General features: G+C 72.0%; 16 protein-coding genes. 3 read left to right on the top strand and 13 right to left on the bottom strand.

Translation table 11 applies throughout. From position 1 onward, the window contains the following. Positions 1–157: 157 nt before the first annotated feature. The 11 genes from ACIGDI_RS18560 to ACIGDI_RS18510 all read right to left on the bottom strand — a co-directional run bounded on the left by ACIGDI_RS18560 (position 158) and on the right by ACIGDI_RS18510 (position 11,215). The gene (locus ACIGDI_RS18560; RefSeq protein ID WP_399897595.1) at positions 158–1,486 is read right to left on the bottom strand and encodes a sulfate adenylyltransferase subunit 1; all 1,329 of its coding nucleotides are present in this window, start codon (positions 1,484–1,486) and stop codon (positions 158–160) included. Between the two features lie 2 nt (positions 1,487–1,488). Then, positions 1,489–2,427, bottom strand: a complete 939-nt coding sequence (cysD, locus tag ACIGDI_RS18555; protein ID WP_200703506.1) for a sulfate adenylyltransferase subunit CysD — start codon at positions 2,425–2,427, stop codon at positions 1,489–1,491. Further along, positions 2,424–2,960, bottom strand: a complete 537-nt coding sequence (gene cysC / locus ACIGDI_RS18550; RefSeq protein WP_142147428.1) for an adenylyl-sulfate kinase — start codon at positions 2,958–2,960, stop codon at positions 2,424–2,426. The genes cysD and cysC overlap by 4 nt, the downstream gene beginning before the upstream one ends. Before the next feature lie 20 nt (positions 2,961–2,980). Next, complete coding sequence (locus ACIGDI_RS18545; protein ID WP_399897592.1) at positions 2,981–3,691, bottom strand: phosphoadenylyl-sulfate reductase; 711 nt, start codon at positions 3,689–3,691, stop codon at positions 2,981–2,983. Beyond that, positions 3,688–3,867, bottom strand: a complete 180-nt coding sequence (locus tag ACIGDI_RS18540; RefSeq protein WP_200703504.1) for a hypothetical protein — start codon at positions 3,865–3,867, stop codon at positions 3,688–3,690. Before ACIGDI_RS18540 ends, ACIGDI_RS18545 begins: the two co-directional genes overlap by 4 nt. Continuing rightward, positions 3,864–5,561: a nitrite/sulfite reductase gene (locus ACIGDI_RS18535; protein ID WP_399897588.1), complete on the bottom strand. Its 1,698-nt coding sequence runs from the start codon at positions 5,559–5,561 to the stop codon at positions 3,864–3,866. The genes ACIGDI_RS18540 and ACIGDI_RS18535 overlap by 4 nt, the downstream gene beginning before the upstream one ends. Positions 5,562–5,686: 125 nt before the next feature. Then, a complete protein-coding gene (locus ACIGDI_RS18530; protein ID WP_309486338.1) occupies positions 5,687–5,770 on the bottom strand; it encodes a putative leader peptide in 84 nt (27 codons plus the stop codon). A 127-nt stretch (positions 5,771–5,897) separates the two neighbouring features. Then, entirely contained in the window at positions 5,898–6,470 is a 573-nt protein-coding gene (locus ACIGDI_RS18525; RefSeq protein WP_399897585.1) for a GNAT family N-acetyltransferase, read from the bottom strand. A 17-nt stretch (positions 6,471–6,487) separates the two neighbouring features. Further along, entirely contained in the window at positions 6,488–7,753 is a 1,266-nt protein-coding gene (locus ACIGDI_RS18520) for a hypothetical protein (protein WP_200703501.1), read from the bottom strand. 178 nt (positions 7,754–7,931) lie between these two features. Then, positions 7,932–9,227 (bottom strand): GAF domain-containing protein, encoded by a 1,296-nt coding sequence (locus ACIGDI_RS18515; RefSeq protein WP_399897582.1) that lies wholly within the window; start codon positions 9,225–9,227, stop codon positions 7,932–7,934. Positions 9,228–9,580: 353 nt separating this feature from the next. After that, positions 9,581–11,215 carry an acyl-CoA dehydrogenase family protein gene (locus ACIGDI_RS18510; protein ID WP_399897579.1) on the bottom strand — a complete coding sequence of 545 codons (1,635 nt, stop codon included), beginning with the start codon at positions 11,213–11,215 and terminating at the stop codon, positions 9,581–9,583. 166 nt (positions 11,216–11,381) lie between these two features. Here ACIGDI_RS18510 and ACIGDI_RS18505 point away from each other — a divergent pair, with 166 nt between their 5' ends. Genes ACIGDI_RS18505 through ACIGDI_RS18495 form a run of 3 tightly spaced genes read left to right on the top strand, consistent with a single transcriptional unit; the run spans position 11,382 to position 14,214 of the window. Next, the gene (locus tag ACIGDI_RS18505; RefSeq protein ID WP_399897576.1) at positions 11,382–12,518 is read left to right on the top strand and encodes a YihY/virulence factor BrkB family protein; all 1,137 of its coding nucleotides are present in this window, start codon (positions 11,382–11,384) and stop codon (positions 12,516–12,518) included. 54 nt (positions 12,519–12,572) lie between these two features. Beyond that, a complete protein-coding gene (locus ACIGDI_RS18500; RefSeq protein ID WP_399897573.1) occupies positions 12,573–13,520 on the top strand; it encodes an AraC family transcriptional regulator in 948 nt (315 codons plus the stop codon). Between the two features lie 10 nt (positions 13,521–13,530). Continuing rightward, positions 13,531–14,214 carry a DUF6597 domain-containing transcriptional factor gene (locus tag ACIGDI_RS18495; RefSeq protein ID WP_399897570.1) on the top strand — a complete coding sequence of 228 codons (684 nt, stop codon included), beginning with the start codon at positions 13,531–13,533 and terminating at the stop codon, positions 14,212–14,214. On the opposite strand, the gene ACIGDI_RS18490 is transcribed toward ACIGDI_RS18495, so the two are convergent. Both ACIGDI_RS18490 and ACIGDI_RS18485 read right to left on the bottom strand, forming a co-directional pair. After that, positions 14,200–14,598 carry a VOC family protein gene (locus ACIGDI_RS18490; RefSeq protein WP_399897567.1) on the bottom strand — a complete coding sequence of 133 codons (399 nt, stop codon included), beginning with the start codon at positions 14,596–14,598 and terminating at the stop codon, positions 14,200–14,202. The genes ACIGDI_RS18495 and ACIGDI_RS18490 overlap by 15 nt on opposite strands. A 64-nt stretch (positions 14,599–14,662) precedes the next feature. Beyond that, on the bottom strand, positions 14,663–15,295 hold the full coding sequence (locus ACIGDI_RS18485; RefSeq protein ID WP_399897564.1) for a VOC family protein: 633 nt from the start codon (positions 15,293–15,295) through the stop codon (positions 14,663–14,665). Positions 15,296–15,339: the final 44 nt, after the last annotated feature.

Raw genomic sequence — 15,339 nt, 5'->3', positions numbered from 1 at the left:
GACGTGCTCGATGCGCGCGGCGTGCTCGACCGACTCGTCGGCCTTGGCGAGCGTCGTGATCGTGGCCATGGTCGTCACCTCCTGGGATCTCGTCGTGGTCGCGGCCGGGAGGTCGGCGGACTCGGGTGTCCGGGAACTGCCAGATTTCCGGGGACTGTCAGAAGTCCCATCCGTCGTCCTCGGCCTCGTCCTTGACGGGCTCCGGGGACGCGAACGACTCGCCGACCATGCCCGCGGTGAGCGTGGTGCCGTCGCTGGGGTCGATCAGGATGAACGAACCGGTGCGCCGGGAGTCGGCGTAGGAGTCCACCGGCAGCGGCTCCGCGGTGCGGATCTTCACGCGGCCGATGTCGTTGGCGGCGAGCTGTCCCGGGTGCGGGTGCAGGGACAGGTCGTCGAGCGTGAGCCGGGACGGGATGTCCTTGACGATCGCCTTCACCGTGCGGGTGCCGTGCTTGAGCAGCACCCGGTGGCCGACCGTCAGTGCCTGGTCGGCCACATGGCAGACGGTCGCCTCGATGTCCTGCGTGGTCGCCGGGGCGTCCTTGCTGGGCACGATCAGGTCACCGCGCGAGATGTCGATGTCGTCCTCCAGCAGGAGCGTCACCGACTGCGTCGTCCAGGCGACGTCGACCGGCTCGCCGAGCAGGTCGATCCCGGCGATCCGCGAGGCGCGGCCGGACGGCAGGACCGTCACCGCCTCGCCCACGTGGAACGAACCGGCGGCGATCTGCCCGGCGTAGCCCCGGTAGTCCGGGTGCTCGGCGGTCTGCGGGCGGATCACGTACTGCACGGGAAGGCGGGCGTGGCAGCGGCTCAGGTCGTGGCTGACCGGGACCGTCTCCAGGTGCTCCAGGAAGGTCGGGCCGCCGTACCAGTCCATGTTGGCGGACGGGTCCACCACGTTGTCCCCGGCCAGCGCCGAGATCGGGATCGCGGTGATCTCCGGGACGCCCAGTTCGAGGGCGTACGCCGTGAACTCCTCGGCGATCGCCGCGAAGACGGACTCCTGGTAGTCGACCAGGTCCATCTTGTTGACGGCGAGGACCACGTGCGGGACCCGCAGCAGGGCCGCGATCGCCGCGTGGCGGCGGGTCTGCTCGACGACGCCGTTGCGGGCGTCGACCAGGATCACCGTAAGCTCGGCCGTGGAGGCACCCGTCACCATGTTGCGGGTGTACTGCACGTGGCCGGGGGTGTCGGCGAGGATGAACCGCCGCCTCGGCGTGGCGAAGTAACGGTACGCAACGTCGATGGTGATGCCCTGCTCGCGCTCGGCCCGCAGTCCGTCGGTGAGCAGCGCGAGGTCGGGGGCGTCCTGGCCGCGGCTCGCGGAGGCGCGCTCGACGGCCTCCAGCTGGTCGACGAGGACCGACTTGGAATCGTGCAACAGCCGTCCCACCAGCGTGGACTTGCCGTCGTCGACGGAACCGGCGGTCGCGAACCGCAGCAAGGTGGTCTCGGAGATCTCCGTGGTCGTGCTCATGCTTAGAAATACCCCTCGCGCTTGCGGTCTTCCATCGCGGCCTCGGACATCTTGTCGTCGGCGCGGGTCGCGCCGCGCTCGGTGAGCCGGGAGGCGGCGATCTCCGTGATGACCTGCTCCAGCGTCACGGCGTCCGAGTCGACGGCTCCCGTGCAGGACATGTCGCCGACCGTGCGGTAGCGCACGAGGCGCTTCTCGACCGTCTCGCCGTCCTTGGGGCCGCCCCACTCGCCGGCCGTCAGCCACATGCCGTTGCGGGCGAACACCTCGCGCTCGTGAGCGAAGTAGATCTCCGGCAGCTCGATCCCCTCACGGGCGATGTACTGCCACACGTCCAGCTCGGTCCAGTTGGACAGCGGGAAGACGCGCACGTGCTCGCCGGGCGCGTGCCGGCCGTTGTAGAGGTTCCACAGCTCCGGGCGCTGCCGGCGCGGGTCCCACTGGGAGAACTCGTCGCGCAGGCTGAACACCCGCTCCTTGGCCCGCGCCTTCTCCTCGTCCCGGCGCCCGCCGCCGAAGACCGCGTCGAACTTCTCCGCCTGGATCTTCTCCGTCAGCGGCAGCGTCTGCAGCGGGTTGCGGGTGCCGTCCGGGCGCTCCTTGAGGACACCGCGGTCGATGTAGTCCTGCACGGAGGCGACGTGCAGCCGCAGCCCGTGCCGGGCCACCGCCCGGTCGCGATAGTCGAGGACCTCGGGGAAGTTGTGCCCGGTGTCCACGTGCAGCAGCGAGAACGGCACCGCGGCCGGGGCGAACGCCTTCAGCGCCAGGTGCAGCATGACGATGGAGTCCTTGCCGCCGGAGAACAGGATCACCGGCCGCTCGAACTCGCCCGCCACCTCACGGAAGATGTGCACCGCCTCGGACTCCAGCGCGTCCAGGTGCGAGAGGGCGTACGGAGCTTCCGTGCCCTCCTCGGTCTCGGCGACGGTCGTCGTCATGCCAGTCCCCTCTCGGTGAGCAGCGCGTGGACCGCGGCCGCGGACTCCTGGACGGTCTGGTGCTGCGACTCGATGCGCAGGTCGGGCGACTCGGGCTGCTCGTAGGGGTCGTCCACACCCGTCAGCCCGGTCAGTTCGCCCGCCGCCTGCTTGGCGTACAGGCCCTTCACGTCACGCACGGAGCACACCTCGACCGGCGTCGCGACGTGCACCTCGATGTACGGCGCCCCGCCGTCCTGGTGGCGCTTGCGCACCGCCTCGCGGCTGTCGGCGTACGGCGCGATGACCGGGACCAGCGCCTTGACGCCGTTGCGGGCGAGCAGCTCGGCGAGGAAACCGATGCGCTGCACGTTGGTGTGCCGGTCCTCGCGGCTGAAGCCGAGGCCCGCCGAGATGAACTCGCGGATCTCGTCGCCGTCGAGCACCTCGACGCGGTGGCCCTCCTCGCGCAGCCGGCCGGCCAGCTCGTACGCGATGGTGGTCTTGCCGGCACTCGGCAGACCCGTGAGCCAGACGGTGGCTCCGGTCGTCACCTGCAACTCCTCAGTCGTCGTCATGCGTGCAGCCCGCACTCGGTCTTGGCGCGCCCGGCCCACCGGCCGGCCCGCGCGTCCTCGCCCTCCAGGACCCGGCGGGTGCAGGGGGCGCAGCCGACGGACGCATAGCCGTCCATCAGCAACGGGTTGGTCAGGACGCCGTGTTCGGCGACATAGGCGTCCACGTCGTCCTGGGTCCAGCGGGCGATCGGGGAGATCTTGACCTTCTGCCGCTTCTCGTCCCAGCCGACGACCGGGGTGTTCGCCCGGGTCGGGGACTCGTCCCGGCGCAGACCGGTCGCCCAGGCCAGGTAGTCGGTCAGGCCCCGCTCCAGCGGCTGCACCTTGCGCAGCTTGCAGCACAGGTCGGGGTCGCGGTCGTGCAGCTTCGGGCCGTACTCCGCGTCCTGCTCGGCGACCGTCTGACGCGGGGTGAGCGTGATGACGTTGACGTCCATCACGGCCTCGACCGCGTCGCGGGTGCCGATGGTCTCCGGGAAGTGGTAACCGGTGTCGAGGAACACCACGTCGACGCCGGGCATCGCCCGGGAGGCGAGGTGGGCGACCACCGCGTCCTCCATCGACGAGGTCACGCAGAAACGCTTTCCGAAGGTTTCCGCCGCCCATCGCAGGATCTCCAGGGCGGAGGCGTCCTCCAGGTCGCGGCCCGCCTGCTCGGCGAGCGCCTTCAGGTCGTCGGTCGTCCGTTCTTCCGTCACCGCGGTCATTCCTGATCTCCCCGTGCTTCGGAGTGCTGAAGGCCCCGGGCCAGCAGCCCGAGGAACTTCAACTGGAAAGCCCTGTTGCACGCGGCGCATTCCCACGCGCCATGGCCCTGCTCGCCCGGACGCAGGTCCTCGTCGCCGCAGTAGGGGCAGTAGAAGGGGGCTGCACGCTCGCTCACGACAGGGCCTCCTCGGACGCGCGCGCGGCCCAGGCCGCGAACCGCTCGCCCTCCTCGCGCTCCGCCTGGAACCGCTTCAGGACGCGCTCGACGTAGTCGGGCAGCTCCTCGGAGGTGACCTTCAGACCGCGCACCTTGCGGCCGAAGCCGGCTTCCAGGCCGAGCGCGCCACCGAGGTGCACCTGGTAGCCCTCGACCTGCTCGCCGCGGTCGTTGAGGACGAGCTGGCCCTTGAGACCGATGTCCGCCACCTGGATACGGGCGCAGGCGTTCGGGCAGCCGTTGAGGTTGATGGTGATCGGCTCGTCGAAGTCCGGGATGCGGCGCTCCAGTTCGTCGATCAGCGCGGAACCGCGCTGCTTGGTCTCGACGATGGCGAGCTTGCAGTACTCGATGCCGGTGCAGGCCATGGTGCCCCGCCGGAACGGCGACGGCTCGGCCGTCAGGTCGAGCGCCGCCAGGGCCTCCACCAGCGGCTGGACCTGCGCCTCCTCGACATCGAGGACGATCATCTTCTGCTCGACGGTGGTCCTGACCCGGTTCGAGCCGTGCGCCTCGGCCACGTCGGCGATCTTCGTCAGCGTGGTGCCGTCCACGCGGCCGACGCGCGGGGCGAAACCGACGTAGTAACGGCCGTCCTTCTGCCGGTGCACACCGACGTGGTCGCGCCAGCGGCCCGCGGGGTCGGCGGGCGCGGGGCCGTCGACGAGCTTGCGGCTCAGGTAGTCGTCCTCCAGGACCTGGCGGAACTTCTCCGGCCCCCAGTCGGCGACGAGGAACTTCAGGCGGGCGCGGTTGCGCAGCCGCCGGTAGCCCCAGTCGCGGAAGATGCCGACCACGCCGGCCCACACCTCCGGGACCTCCTCCAGCGGCACCCAGGCGCCGAGCCGGACGCCGAGCTTGGGGTTGGTTGACAGGCCGCCGCCGACCCACAGATCGAAGCCGGGACCGTGCTCGGGGTGCTCGACGCCGACGAACGCCACGTCGTTGATCTCGTGCACGACGTCCAGCAGCGGGGAGCCGGAGATCGCCGTCTTGAACTTGCGCGGCAGGTTGGAGAACTCCTTGCTGCCGATGTAGCGGTCGTGGATCTCCTCGACCGCCCACGAACCGTCGATGATCTCGTCCTCGGCGATCCCGGCGACCGGCGAGCCGATCACGACGCGCGGGCAGTCGCCGCACGCCTCGGTGGTGGACAGCCCGACGGCCTCCAGCCGCTCCCAGATCTCCGGCACGTCCTCGATGCGGATCCAGTGCAGCTGGATGTTCTGCCGGTCGGTGATGTCGGCGCTGCCGCGCGCGAACTCCTGCGAGATCTCGCCGATAACCCGCAGCTGCCGGGTGGTGAGGCGGCCGCCGTCGATGCGCACCCGCAGCATGAAGTACTTGTCGTCCAGCTCCTCCGGCTCCAGGATGGCGGTCTTGCCGCCGTCGATCCCGGGCTTGCGCTGGGTGTACAGGCCCCACCAGCGCATACGTCCGCGCAGGTCGTTGGGGTCGATCGAGTCGAAGCCACGCTTGGAGTAGATCGTCTCAATGCGTGTCCGCACATTGAGACCGTCGTCGTCCTTCTTGAACTGCTCGTTGCCGTTCAGCGGAGTGAAGTGCCCCGCGGCCCACTGACCCTCGCCACGGTGACGGCTCACCTTGCGGCGGGAAGTCGCGGCGGCAGGGTTCTGCGGGGAGGCGGCCATGGTGATTACGTCCTTCGGGACAGGCGGAAAGCGGCTCTGGCCTGCGCGTACGTGCGCATGGGCATGCGTGCGCGTCTTTGCGCAGGGAAAGAGGAGATGTCAGAAGATGTCGGGCGGCTGAGCTGTCAGCTCGCCGGACAGATGGCGCTGGACATGCGGCCGAGGTCGACGTGCCGCCGACTCACCAAGGCAATCCCAGTTCCAGACATGACGGAAGCGTGTCACGGCGATCTGGACACAGTCCAGCTTCGTCCATGATGCGGACACCCTTGTCCCGACAGGTGAGACAAGAGTGTCGTCGATCACATCGTGCGCACGGGCTCTTGTCCGCGCAGGTCAGACGCGGTAAGCGCCGGGCCACGGCCCGGGAGCGGCCACCTCGGCCTGCTCCTCGACCTTGGTGTCGAACAGCTTGAAGCCCCGGCGCTGGTAGTTGTCCATGGCGTGCTCCCCGTCCAGGCTGCAGGTGTGCAGCCAGACCCGCTTCGTGCGGGCCAGCCCCGGCCAGCGGTCCGCGAGGTCCCAGGCGCGGGCGGCGCCGTACGACAGCAGGTGCCCGCCGATCCGGCGGCCCCGGAAGGCGGGGATCAGCCCGAAGTAGACGATCTCCACGACCCCGTCGTCCTGCGGCTCGAGCTCCACGTACCCGGCGGGCGTGCCGCGGTCGTAGGCCACCCACGTCTCCACGCCGGCCCGCCCGAGGTGCTCCTCCCACCGGCCGTACGTCCAGCCGAGCCGGTCGATCCAGCGGATGTCGCCGCCGACCGACGCGTACAGGAAGCGGCTGAACTCGGGGGAGGGGACCTCGGAGCGCACGATCCGCACGTCCCCCTCCGGCGCGGCGGCCGTCAGGAGGTCGGTCGGGGCGGTCTGCTCCAGGGACCAGGTGGTCACGGGGATGTTCGTCATGCCCGCCAGGGAATCATCTAGCCCAGAGATCTGTCGATCGAGCTCAGCGGCAGCGCGTAGAGCATCCGCCCGGACTGGGACCACACCTCGCCGGTCTCCTCCCAGTAGGACAGGGAGCCGGCCCGGCCGCTCCAGCAGCTGGTGGACTCGTCCGTGCCGCACTGGGTGGCCCGTGCGTCGTGGGTGTTCTGCCGCCACAGCGTGCCGTGCCCGGCGGGGTCGTCCGCCGCGCGGTCGAGATACCAGTTCGAGCCGTACGACAGGACGCCGCTGACGTCGGTCGTCTTCGTCTCGTACGCCCGGGTCGCCGTCGCCTCCCCGGCGGCGTCCGTGGCCAGCAGCCCGGCGCGGGCCGGGTCGGCGCTGAACGCGTAGCGCCACAGGCGGGTGTGCCGGTCGCTGTCCGAGGACACACGTTCGCTCGCGACCAGGCTGTCGGGCGCGGTGCTGCGGTCGAGGGAGATCGCCTCGGGGCGGGCGGCTCCGGGGGCCGGCCGGTAGGAGCCGATGGCCGGCAGCACGTACCGGTAGCCGTGGGCCGACCAGCCGCCGGGCACCTTGCCGACCCGGCCGCTGTCGACGGTGGCCCGCTGGACGCGGTGCAGGTCGTAGACGTACAGGCCGTCGGCGGTGGTGACCAGCAGCTTGCCCTGGTACCAGGTCATGCCGGACACGGCGGAGGCCAGTCCCCGGTAGTCGCGGCCGCCGTCGACCGGGACGGCGAGGAGGGCCCAGGTGTAGACGAGGTTGTCGGGGTCGTCGGCGTCGACGAAGGCGACCCGGGCCAGACCCGGCGCGCCCGCCCTGCCGGCGTGGGTCCAGCCGGACAGCAGCACCCGGTGCTCACCCCAGTGGCCGTCGTCGTCCGCGTCGCCCGAGGTGGTGACCGCCCCGGCCCGCCAGCCGCGGGTGTCGGCGGCGTCCCAGCAGTACGCGCGCGTGGCCGCCGGTTCCACGGGCAGCGCGGCGCGGTCGGCGGTCGCGCAGTCGGCCGGTGTGCGCAGGGAGTGGTCGGCGTCGTCCAGGACGGCGCGCACGCCGACGGGCCTGCCCATCCCGGAGGCGAGCCGGTCCAGCGTGGCCTGCGGCACCAGCCGTTCCCGCAGCCGGAACTCCGCGGCGGAACCGGCGAGGGTCTTCAACCCCCCGGGATCCTTGCTGACCGTGGCCTGGGAGGCGCTGATCATGGTGGCCGCCGCGGTGAGCGCGAGGGCGGTCCCGGCCAGGAAAGCGCGCAGCGCGCGGCCCCGCTTCTGCCGACGGTGCCTGCCACGTTGCTTCATAGGTCCTCCCGAGGCGAGCCAACTGCGTTCATTGGTCCGTGTGTTGACCAAAGGAGCAGGTGGGGTGGCCCGTAGAGGGATGCTACGGCAGTTCGGGGCGGCCCAGGGCTAAGACCCTGCAAATATGCGGAAGATGCTCCCTCGATGACCCACGTTGTCACTCCAAGGGAGCGGAAGGCTACATTCCTGGCATCTCGTCCGCCGTTCGCCCGCTGATCACCGCCGGCGCCGTCGAGTGCGGCAACAGGTCCCGGGGGTCGGCGGGCAGCAGCACCTCCACGTCGGCGCACTCGGCGAAGCGGTAGGGGCGGTGCTCCAGCAGGCCGCCCAGGTAGCGCCGTACACGTGACATCTCGGCCCGCACCGTCACCGTGCGGGCCGGGTCCCCGAACACGTCCTCGGCCAGGCCCGCCGCGCTGCGACCGTCGCGGTGCAGAGCCAGCAGATACAGCAATTCGGCGTGCCGCGGACTCAGTTCGTGGCTCCACGAGCCCGCGCTGCCGGACACCGTCACGGTCCAGCGGCGCGGCCGCGTCAGATCCAGCACCACCCGGGTGGCCGTCCGCGGCACCGGCTCGTCCGAGACCCGGATCAACCAGCCCCCGGCCAGCGGCTCCACCGTGCACAGCCCGAACGGCGGCAGCCACCGACGGCCCGTCGAGAGGGATTTGGGCAGGAAGGTCCGGCTCGTGTACGGCATTCCCGTCACCGCCGCCGTCCAGCCGTCCCGGTCCACCGCCAGGGCGCGGCCGCCCACCCGGGCCAGCACCGGGGCCGCCACCGAGCGCAGCCGTTCCAGCGAGCCCAGATGCAGTTCGCGCAGCTTCGACTCGGCGAGCTTCGCCACCGAGTCGACCCAGGCCAGGGTGGCCGGATGCATCGTCTCCAGCGGCCCGCTGACGTCCACGACGCCCAGCAGCCGGCCGTCGCGCGGGTCCGTGATGGGCGCGCCGGTGCAGGTCCAGGAGGTCTGCGAGCGCACGAAGTGCTCGGAGGCGAAGACCTGCACCGGCCGGCGGGCCACCACCGGGGTGCCGATGCCGTTGGTGCCGACGACGCTTTCCCGCCAGTCCGCGCCGAGTTCGAAGCCGGTTCCGTCGGCCTTGCGCAGCACTGGGGAACTGCCCTCCCGCCACAGCACCCGCCCGTCGGCGTCGGCGATCACCATGATGTGGTGGGCGGTGTCGGCGACCGACAGCAGTCCCTCGCGCAGCACCGGCAGCACATGCCTGAGCTCCGAGGCCTCCCGGCGCCGCCGCACCTCCTCCTGGGACAGCAGCCCGGTGCGGAAGTCGTGGTCGGGGTCGACGCCGCCGCGCAGCATGCGCCCCCAGGACTGCTCGATCACCGGGCGGGGTGCGACCGGCGCGCGCTGCCCGGAGAGCGCCGCCGAGCGGACGTCGCTCAGTACCCGTGCCGCGCGAGCCGTGTCCATCACCGCGAGTTGCGTCACGTCCGTCGGCGAGAGTGCCACTGGTCCTCCCGGAGGGAACATCTTGACTGTCCGTCCAATAGTGCCGTTCGTTCATGACGGACGGACACAGTCCGGCCACAGACAGCAGCAAGTTGCAACCCCCTGCAACCCTGGTGAACGCTCCCGGCTTGTTTGAATATTGAGCGACGCCGTCCCGAGCGGCGTTCGCGGCCTCGACCGGGGCAGTGCGGCGGGGGTGGTGCCGTGTCGGCGCAGCACCACCCCCGCCTTTTTCCTTCGGCGATCCGGCCGACCTCGCCTCGGGGGGTGGGGGCTTGTGCGCGACGGCGAGTGCGGGTCGGTTCGTGGCTGGTCGCGCAGTGCCCTGCGCTCCCAGGTCGGCGGAGCTCGGGTCAGTTCGTAGGGCGGGCCCGGTTCACCACCGACTTCAGGTTCAGTGTGTGGGGCAGGGTGCCGAAGGCCGCGCCGGCGTCGCCGCCCAGGCGGGAGGCGCAGAAGGCGTCGGCCACCTCGGGGGGTGCGAACCGGACCAGGAGCGAACCCTGCAGGACCAGGGCGAGCCGTTCCGTCAGGCGCCGGGCGCGGGCCTCGATCCCGTCCAGGTCGGCCAGGTCGGTCAGCAGGTTCTTGATCGCCTGGTCGAGACGGTGGTCGGCGCCCCGGGCCCGGCCGACCTCCTGGAGGTAGGCGTTCAGCGCCGTCGGCTCCCGGCGCAGGGCGCGCAGCACGTCCAGGGCCTGCACGTTCCCGGCGCCCTCCCAGATCGAGTTCAGCGGCGACTCGCGCACCAGCCGGGGCAGCCCCGACTCCTCGACGTAGCCGTTGCCGCCCAGGCACTCGGCGGCCTCCACGACGACGGGCGCGCACCGCTTGGTCACCCAGTACTTGGCGGCCGGCACCGCGAGCCGCAGCAGCGCCCGCTCCTGCTCGCTTCCGTCGTCACAGGCGGCCGCGAGGCGCAGCGCGAGGGTGGTCGCCGCCTCGGACTCCAGGGCGAGGTCGGCGAGCACGTTGCGCATCAGCGGCTTGTCGATGAGCCTGCCGTCGAAGGCCTCGCGGTAGGTGCAGTGGTGGACCGCCTGCGCCACCGCCTGCCGCATCAGGCCAGCCGAACCGAGCACGCAGTCCAGCCGGGTCGCGGCCACCATGTCGATGATGGTGCGCACCCCGCGCCCCTCCTCACCGACCCGCCGCGCCCAGGTCCCGTCGAACTCGACCTCCGCGGAGGCGTTCGAGCGGTTGCCGAGCTTGTCCTTCAGGCGCTGCAGGAGGAAGACGTTGCGGGAGCCGTCCTCCAGCACGCGGGGCACGAGGAAGCAGGTGAGCCCCTCCGGCGCCTTGGCGAGGACCAGGAAGCCGTCGGACATGGGCGCCGAGCAGAACCACTTGTGCCCGGTGAGCGCGTACGTCCCGTCCTCGGCGAGCGGTGCCGCGGCCGTGGTGTTGGCGCGTACGTCGCTGCCGCCCTGCTTCTCCGTCATGCCCATCCCGAACAGGGCGCCGGCCTTGAGGCGGGCGGGCCGCAGCTCGCGGTCGTAGACCATGGACGTGAGTCTGGGTTCCCAGGTGGCGGCGAGGTCCGGGTCGGTGCGCAGCGCGGGGACGGCGGCGTGGGTCATGGACAGCGGGCAGAGGTTGCCGGCCTCGACCTGCGTCCACACCAGGAACGCGGCCGCTCTGCGCACATGGCCCGCGGGGCGGGCCCAGGCCGCCGTCAGCCCGGCCGCGACGCCCTTGCCGAGCACGCGGTGCCAGGCCGGGTGGAACTCGACCTCGTCGACACGGTGGCCGTGCCGGTCGTGGGTGCGCAGCCGGGGCGGGTTGTCGTTGGCCTGCGCACCCCACTCCTGCACCTGGGCCGACCCGGAGGCCCGGCCGAGCGCGGACAGCTCGCCGTGGATCTCTTCCTGGAGGTCGGGGGAGACATGCCGGTCGACGGCCTCGGTGAGGACGCGGTCGGTGCCGTAGACGTCGTAGCCGGTCAGGGAAGGGGGCTGGTTGGACACGGTGTGCGTGGTGCCTGCCATGCCGCGAAAGTACCCCGTCTCGGCGCCGGCCAGCACAACCTGGGCGGGGACATTCCGGCCAACGCGGACATGGCGGAGGTTCGGTCGTGTCCCGGGCGCGGGATCCCGCCGTGTCGCCCGGGGCCGGGGGATGAGCGCACCCGGACCTGCCGGATACCGTTAGAACGTGCAGTCAGCAAGTGAGTCCTCGCAGCGGCCCTCCGGTCGTCTCCACCGGGCGCGTGCCCTCTACCGGAACGTCTCCAAGCGCAGGACCGCCTGGCTGCTGCTCAAGGACACCGTCAACTCCTGCATGGAGTACCGCATCCTCGGCCTCGCCGCGGAGGCCGCGTTCTTCACGCTGCTGTCCGTGCCGCCGCTGCTGCTCAGCCTCATCGGCCTGCTCGGCTACGTCGACGACTGGACCGGCACCGACAGCATCTCCAGCCTCGAGACCAACATCCTCAACGCGTCGCAGACCGTCCTGTCCGACAAGGGCGTCAGCGAGATCGCCCAGCCGATCCTGAACGACGTGATGAAGGGCGGCAGACCGGACGTCATCTCCATCGGCTTCCTGTTCGCCCTGTGGTCGGGCTCCCGCGCGGTCAACGTCTTCATCGACACCATCACCGTGATGTACGGCCTCGACGGCGTGCGCGGCATCGTCAAGACCCGGATCGTGGCGTTCCTGCTGTTCGTCGCGGCCCTGGTGATCGGTTCGGTCGCGCTGCCGCTGATGGTCGCGGGCCCGGACGCGGTGGTGCGGATCGTGCCGTGGTCGGAGACGGTGGTGCAGGTCCTGTACTGGCCCGTGGTCATCATCCTGTCGATCGTCTTCCTGACCACGCTGTACCACGTGTCCGTGCCGGTGCGCTCCCCGTGGATCGAGGACGTGCCCGGCGCGCTGGTGGCACTGGCGATGTGGGTGGTCTGCAGCTTCCTGCTGCGCATCTACCTCACCCAGACCATCGAGGGCGCCTCCATCTACGGCTCCCTCGCCGCCGCCGTCGCCGTGCTGCTGTGGATCGGCGTGGGCGCCTTCGCCGTGCTCGTCGGGGCCGCGGTCAACGCGGCGATCGACCGCGTGTGGCCGGCGGCGGCGACGGCCGCGGCCCGCGCCGCGAACGAGCGGCTGCGCGAGGCCCAGCTGGCCGAACAGATCGCCCGGGCCGCCGCCGGCCACGACACCGACCCCGAGGACCCCGACATGCCCTCGGAGTTCCCCGAGCGCTGGTCCCGCTTCCTGCCGCCCGAGGACGTCACCTCACGCCTGCGCACCCACGTCAAGAGCACCCACCCGCCGCACAAGCCGAAGAGCCCCTGACAGCTCGCGTCGAACCCTCCGTCGCCTCGGCCGCGCGCGTCTACGCTGACCGCCATGGACGCCCTCGCAGGTCTGCTGGAAGGCCCACGCGCGCGTGGCGCCTTCATGATCCGAGCGTGTTTCGATCCGCCCTGGGCCGTGCGGGTGGAGGACCGGGCCCCGCTGACGGTGATGCTCATGGTCCGCGGCGACGCCTGGGTCACGCCGGACGCGGGGGAGCCGGTGCGGCTGCGGGCCGGTGACCTCGCGATCGCCCGCGGACCCGATCCCTACACCTGCGGCGACGATCCCGGAACGCGGCCGCAGGTGGTCGTCCTGCCGGGGGCGGAGTGCAGCTACCCCGACGGACGGTCGCTGAACGGCACCATGGACCTCGGCGTGCGCACCTGGGGCACCCGGTCCGACGGCTCGGCCGTCCTGCTCATCGGCACCTACCTGTGGCAGGGCGAGGTCGGCGGACGCCTGCTGGACGCCCTGCCGCCGCTGCTGACCCTCACCGCCGACATGTGGCCGTGCCCGCTCACACCGATGCTCATGGAGGAGATCGTCCGCGACGAGCCGGGGCAGGAAGTGGTCCTCGACCGGCTCCTCGACCTGCTGGTCATCGCCGCGCTGCGGGCCTGGTTCGCCCGCCCCGAGGCGGCGGCGCCCGCCTGGTACCGGGCAATGGCGGACCCGGTGGTGGGGCGGGTGCTGCGGCTGGTCCAGGACGACCCCGCGCACCCCTGGACCGTCGCCTCGCTGGCCGCCAAGGCCGGGGTGTCCCGCGCGGCGCTCGCCCGCCGCTTCACCGGGCTCGTGGGCGAGCCCGTGATGACGTACCTCACCGGCTGGCGCCTGGCCCTGGCCGCGGACGCGCTGCGCGACACCGGCGACACCCTGGAGGCGATCGCCCGCCGCGTCGGCTACGGCAGCGCGTTCGCCCTGTCCAGCGCGTTCAAGCGGGTCTACGGGGTCAGCCCGCAGGAGCATCGTGGGCGGCCGGAGCGGTCGCGCGCGTAGGCTGGCGGGCGTGTACGAGGAGAGGCCCTCCCGGCTGACCGGAGCGGTCGTGTGGCGCAACACCCCGGCCGAGGCCGGCGTGGGGCGGGTACTGCCCGACGGGTGCATGGACCTGCTCTGGCACGACGGCCGGCTGCTCGTCGCCGGACCCGACACACACGCGTACGTCACCGACGGCGCCCCCGGACTGTGGACGGGCGTCCGGTTCTTCCCCGGGACCGCGCCCTCGATCCTCGGCGTGCCCGCGCACGAACTGCGCGACCGGCGCGTCGAACTCGCCGCACTGCGGCCCGCCGCGGAGGTCCGCCGGCTCACCGCGCTGGTCGCCGCGGCCCCCGAACCGGCCCTGGGCCTGGAGGAGTCGGCGTTGCGGCTGGCCGCGGCCGGCGCATCCCCCGACCCGGTGCTACGTCACCTCGTCGCGGCCCTCGACGCGGGGCGCCCCGTCGGCCGGGCCGCCGACGAACTGGGGCTCACGGCCCGGCAGTTGCACCGGCGGTCGCTGGTGGCCTTCGGGTACGGGCCCAAGACGCTGGCCCGGGTGCTGCGGTTGCAGCGGGCCGTGGGGATGGCCCGGCAGGGGGTGCCGTTCGCGGAGACGGCCGCCCGGGCCGGGTTCGCCGACCAGGCCCATCTGGCCCGTGACGTCAAGGAGTTGGCGGGGGTGCCGCTCGGCCGGCTACTGCTGGGGTAGCTGCGCGAACAGGTCGACGCCGTTGCCGTCGGGGTCGTGCACGACCGCGTACCGCTGGCCCCAGAAGGCGTCCCACGGCTTGAGCTCGCCGTGGTGGCCGGCGGCGACGAGGCCCGTGTACACCGTGTCGACCTCGGCGGGTGACGCGCACCGGAAGGCGAGCGCGATCCGGCCGCCGCCGCTCGGCGGCCGCCACCCGGGGTGGAAGGAACGGATCGTCTCCTCGGTGTCCAGGGCGAGGGTCAGGCCGCCGGGCAGTTCGGCCTCGACGTGCGGCTGGTCCTCGGCGCCGTCGGGGAAGACGAGGCCGAGGCGGCGGTAGAAGGCGAGTGAGGCCGCCATGTCGGAGGCGACCACGCCGATCACGGCGAATCGTGGAGTCATGCGGCCACCGTAGGCAGCGGACCGGACGGTGGTCTTGAAGGAATCGGACAGGGCGGGCCGGGGGTCAGGAGAAGGTGACGGGGCCGCGCGGGGTGTCCACGGTGAAGGTGAGGGCCACCGGGCCCTCGGTCAGCGGGAGTTCGGCACCCACGGCGGCCAGCAGCGGGCGGAGCTCGGCCGGGTCGGGGGCGCTCGCCGACAGCCGGAGCAGCGGGGTGACGGGCAGCCCGGAGGCGGAGGGGTGGACGGCGGACCCCCAGTCGATGAGGAAGGGCACCAGACCGGAGGGGTGCTGGGTGTCGCCGTCGGTCAGCCGCCACCGCAGGAGGGTGCCGCCGGGGCGGCGGCGGCTCATCGGGCGGATGTCGCCCGGATCGTAGCCGCGGGCCCGGGCGGACATGACCGCGGCGTCCAGGTCGGGCGGGCTGACGGCCCAGGTCACCGTCCGTGCGGCCGCCAGCTCGTCGACCGTGAAGGGGCGCGGGCCGTCCGGCTCCGCCTGCTCCGGGTCCGGCCCGATGATCTCCAGATAGCTCGAACCGCCCAGCGACACGAGGAAGTTGCGCGTACCGAGGCCCACATGGGCGCCGCCGGGGGCGGGCGGGACGCCGGTGCGCCGCGTGAAGTCGGCGACCGTCGCCGCCAGATCGGGGGTGGCGAGGACGAGGTGGTCCAGATGCGCGGGGATGGCGTTCATCGCAGTCGAGGCTAGAGGGCGAGGCGCCTGCGATGGAACACCTG

It is taken from the genome of Streptomyces sp. NPDC085900, from assembly GCF_044540925.1.
In the GTDB taxonomy this organism is placed as follows: Bacteria; Actinomycetota; Actinomycetes; order Streptomycetales; family Streptomycetaceae; genus Streptomyces; species Streptomyces gilvifuscus.
Note: the sequence above shows the minus strand (reverse complement) of the source record. Positions and strands in the feature narration are given on the sequence as shown.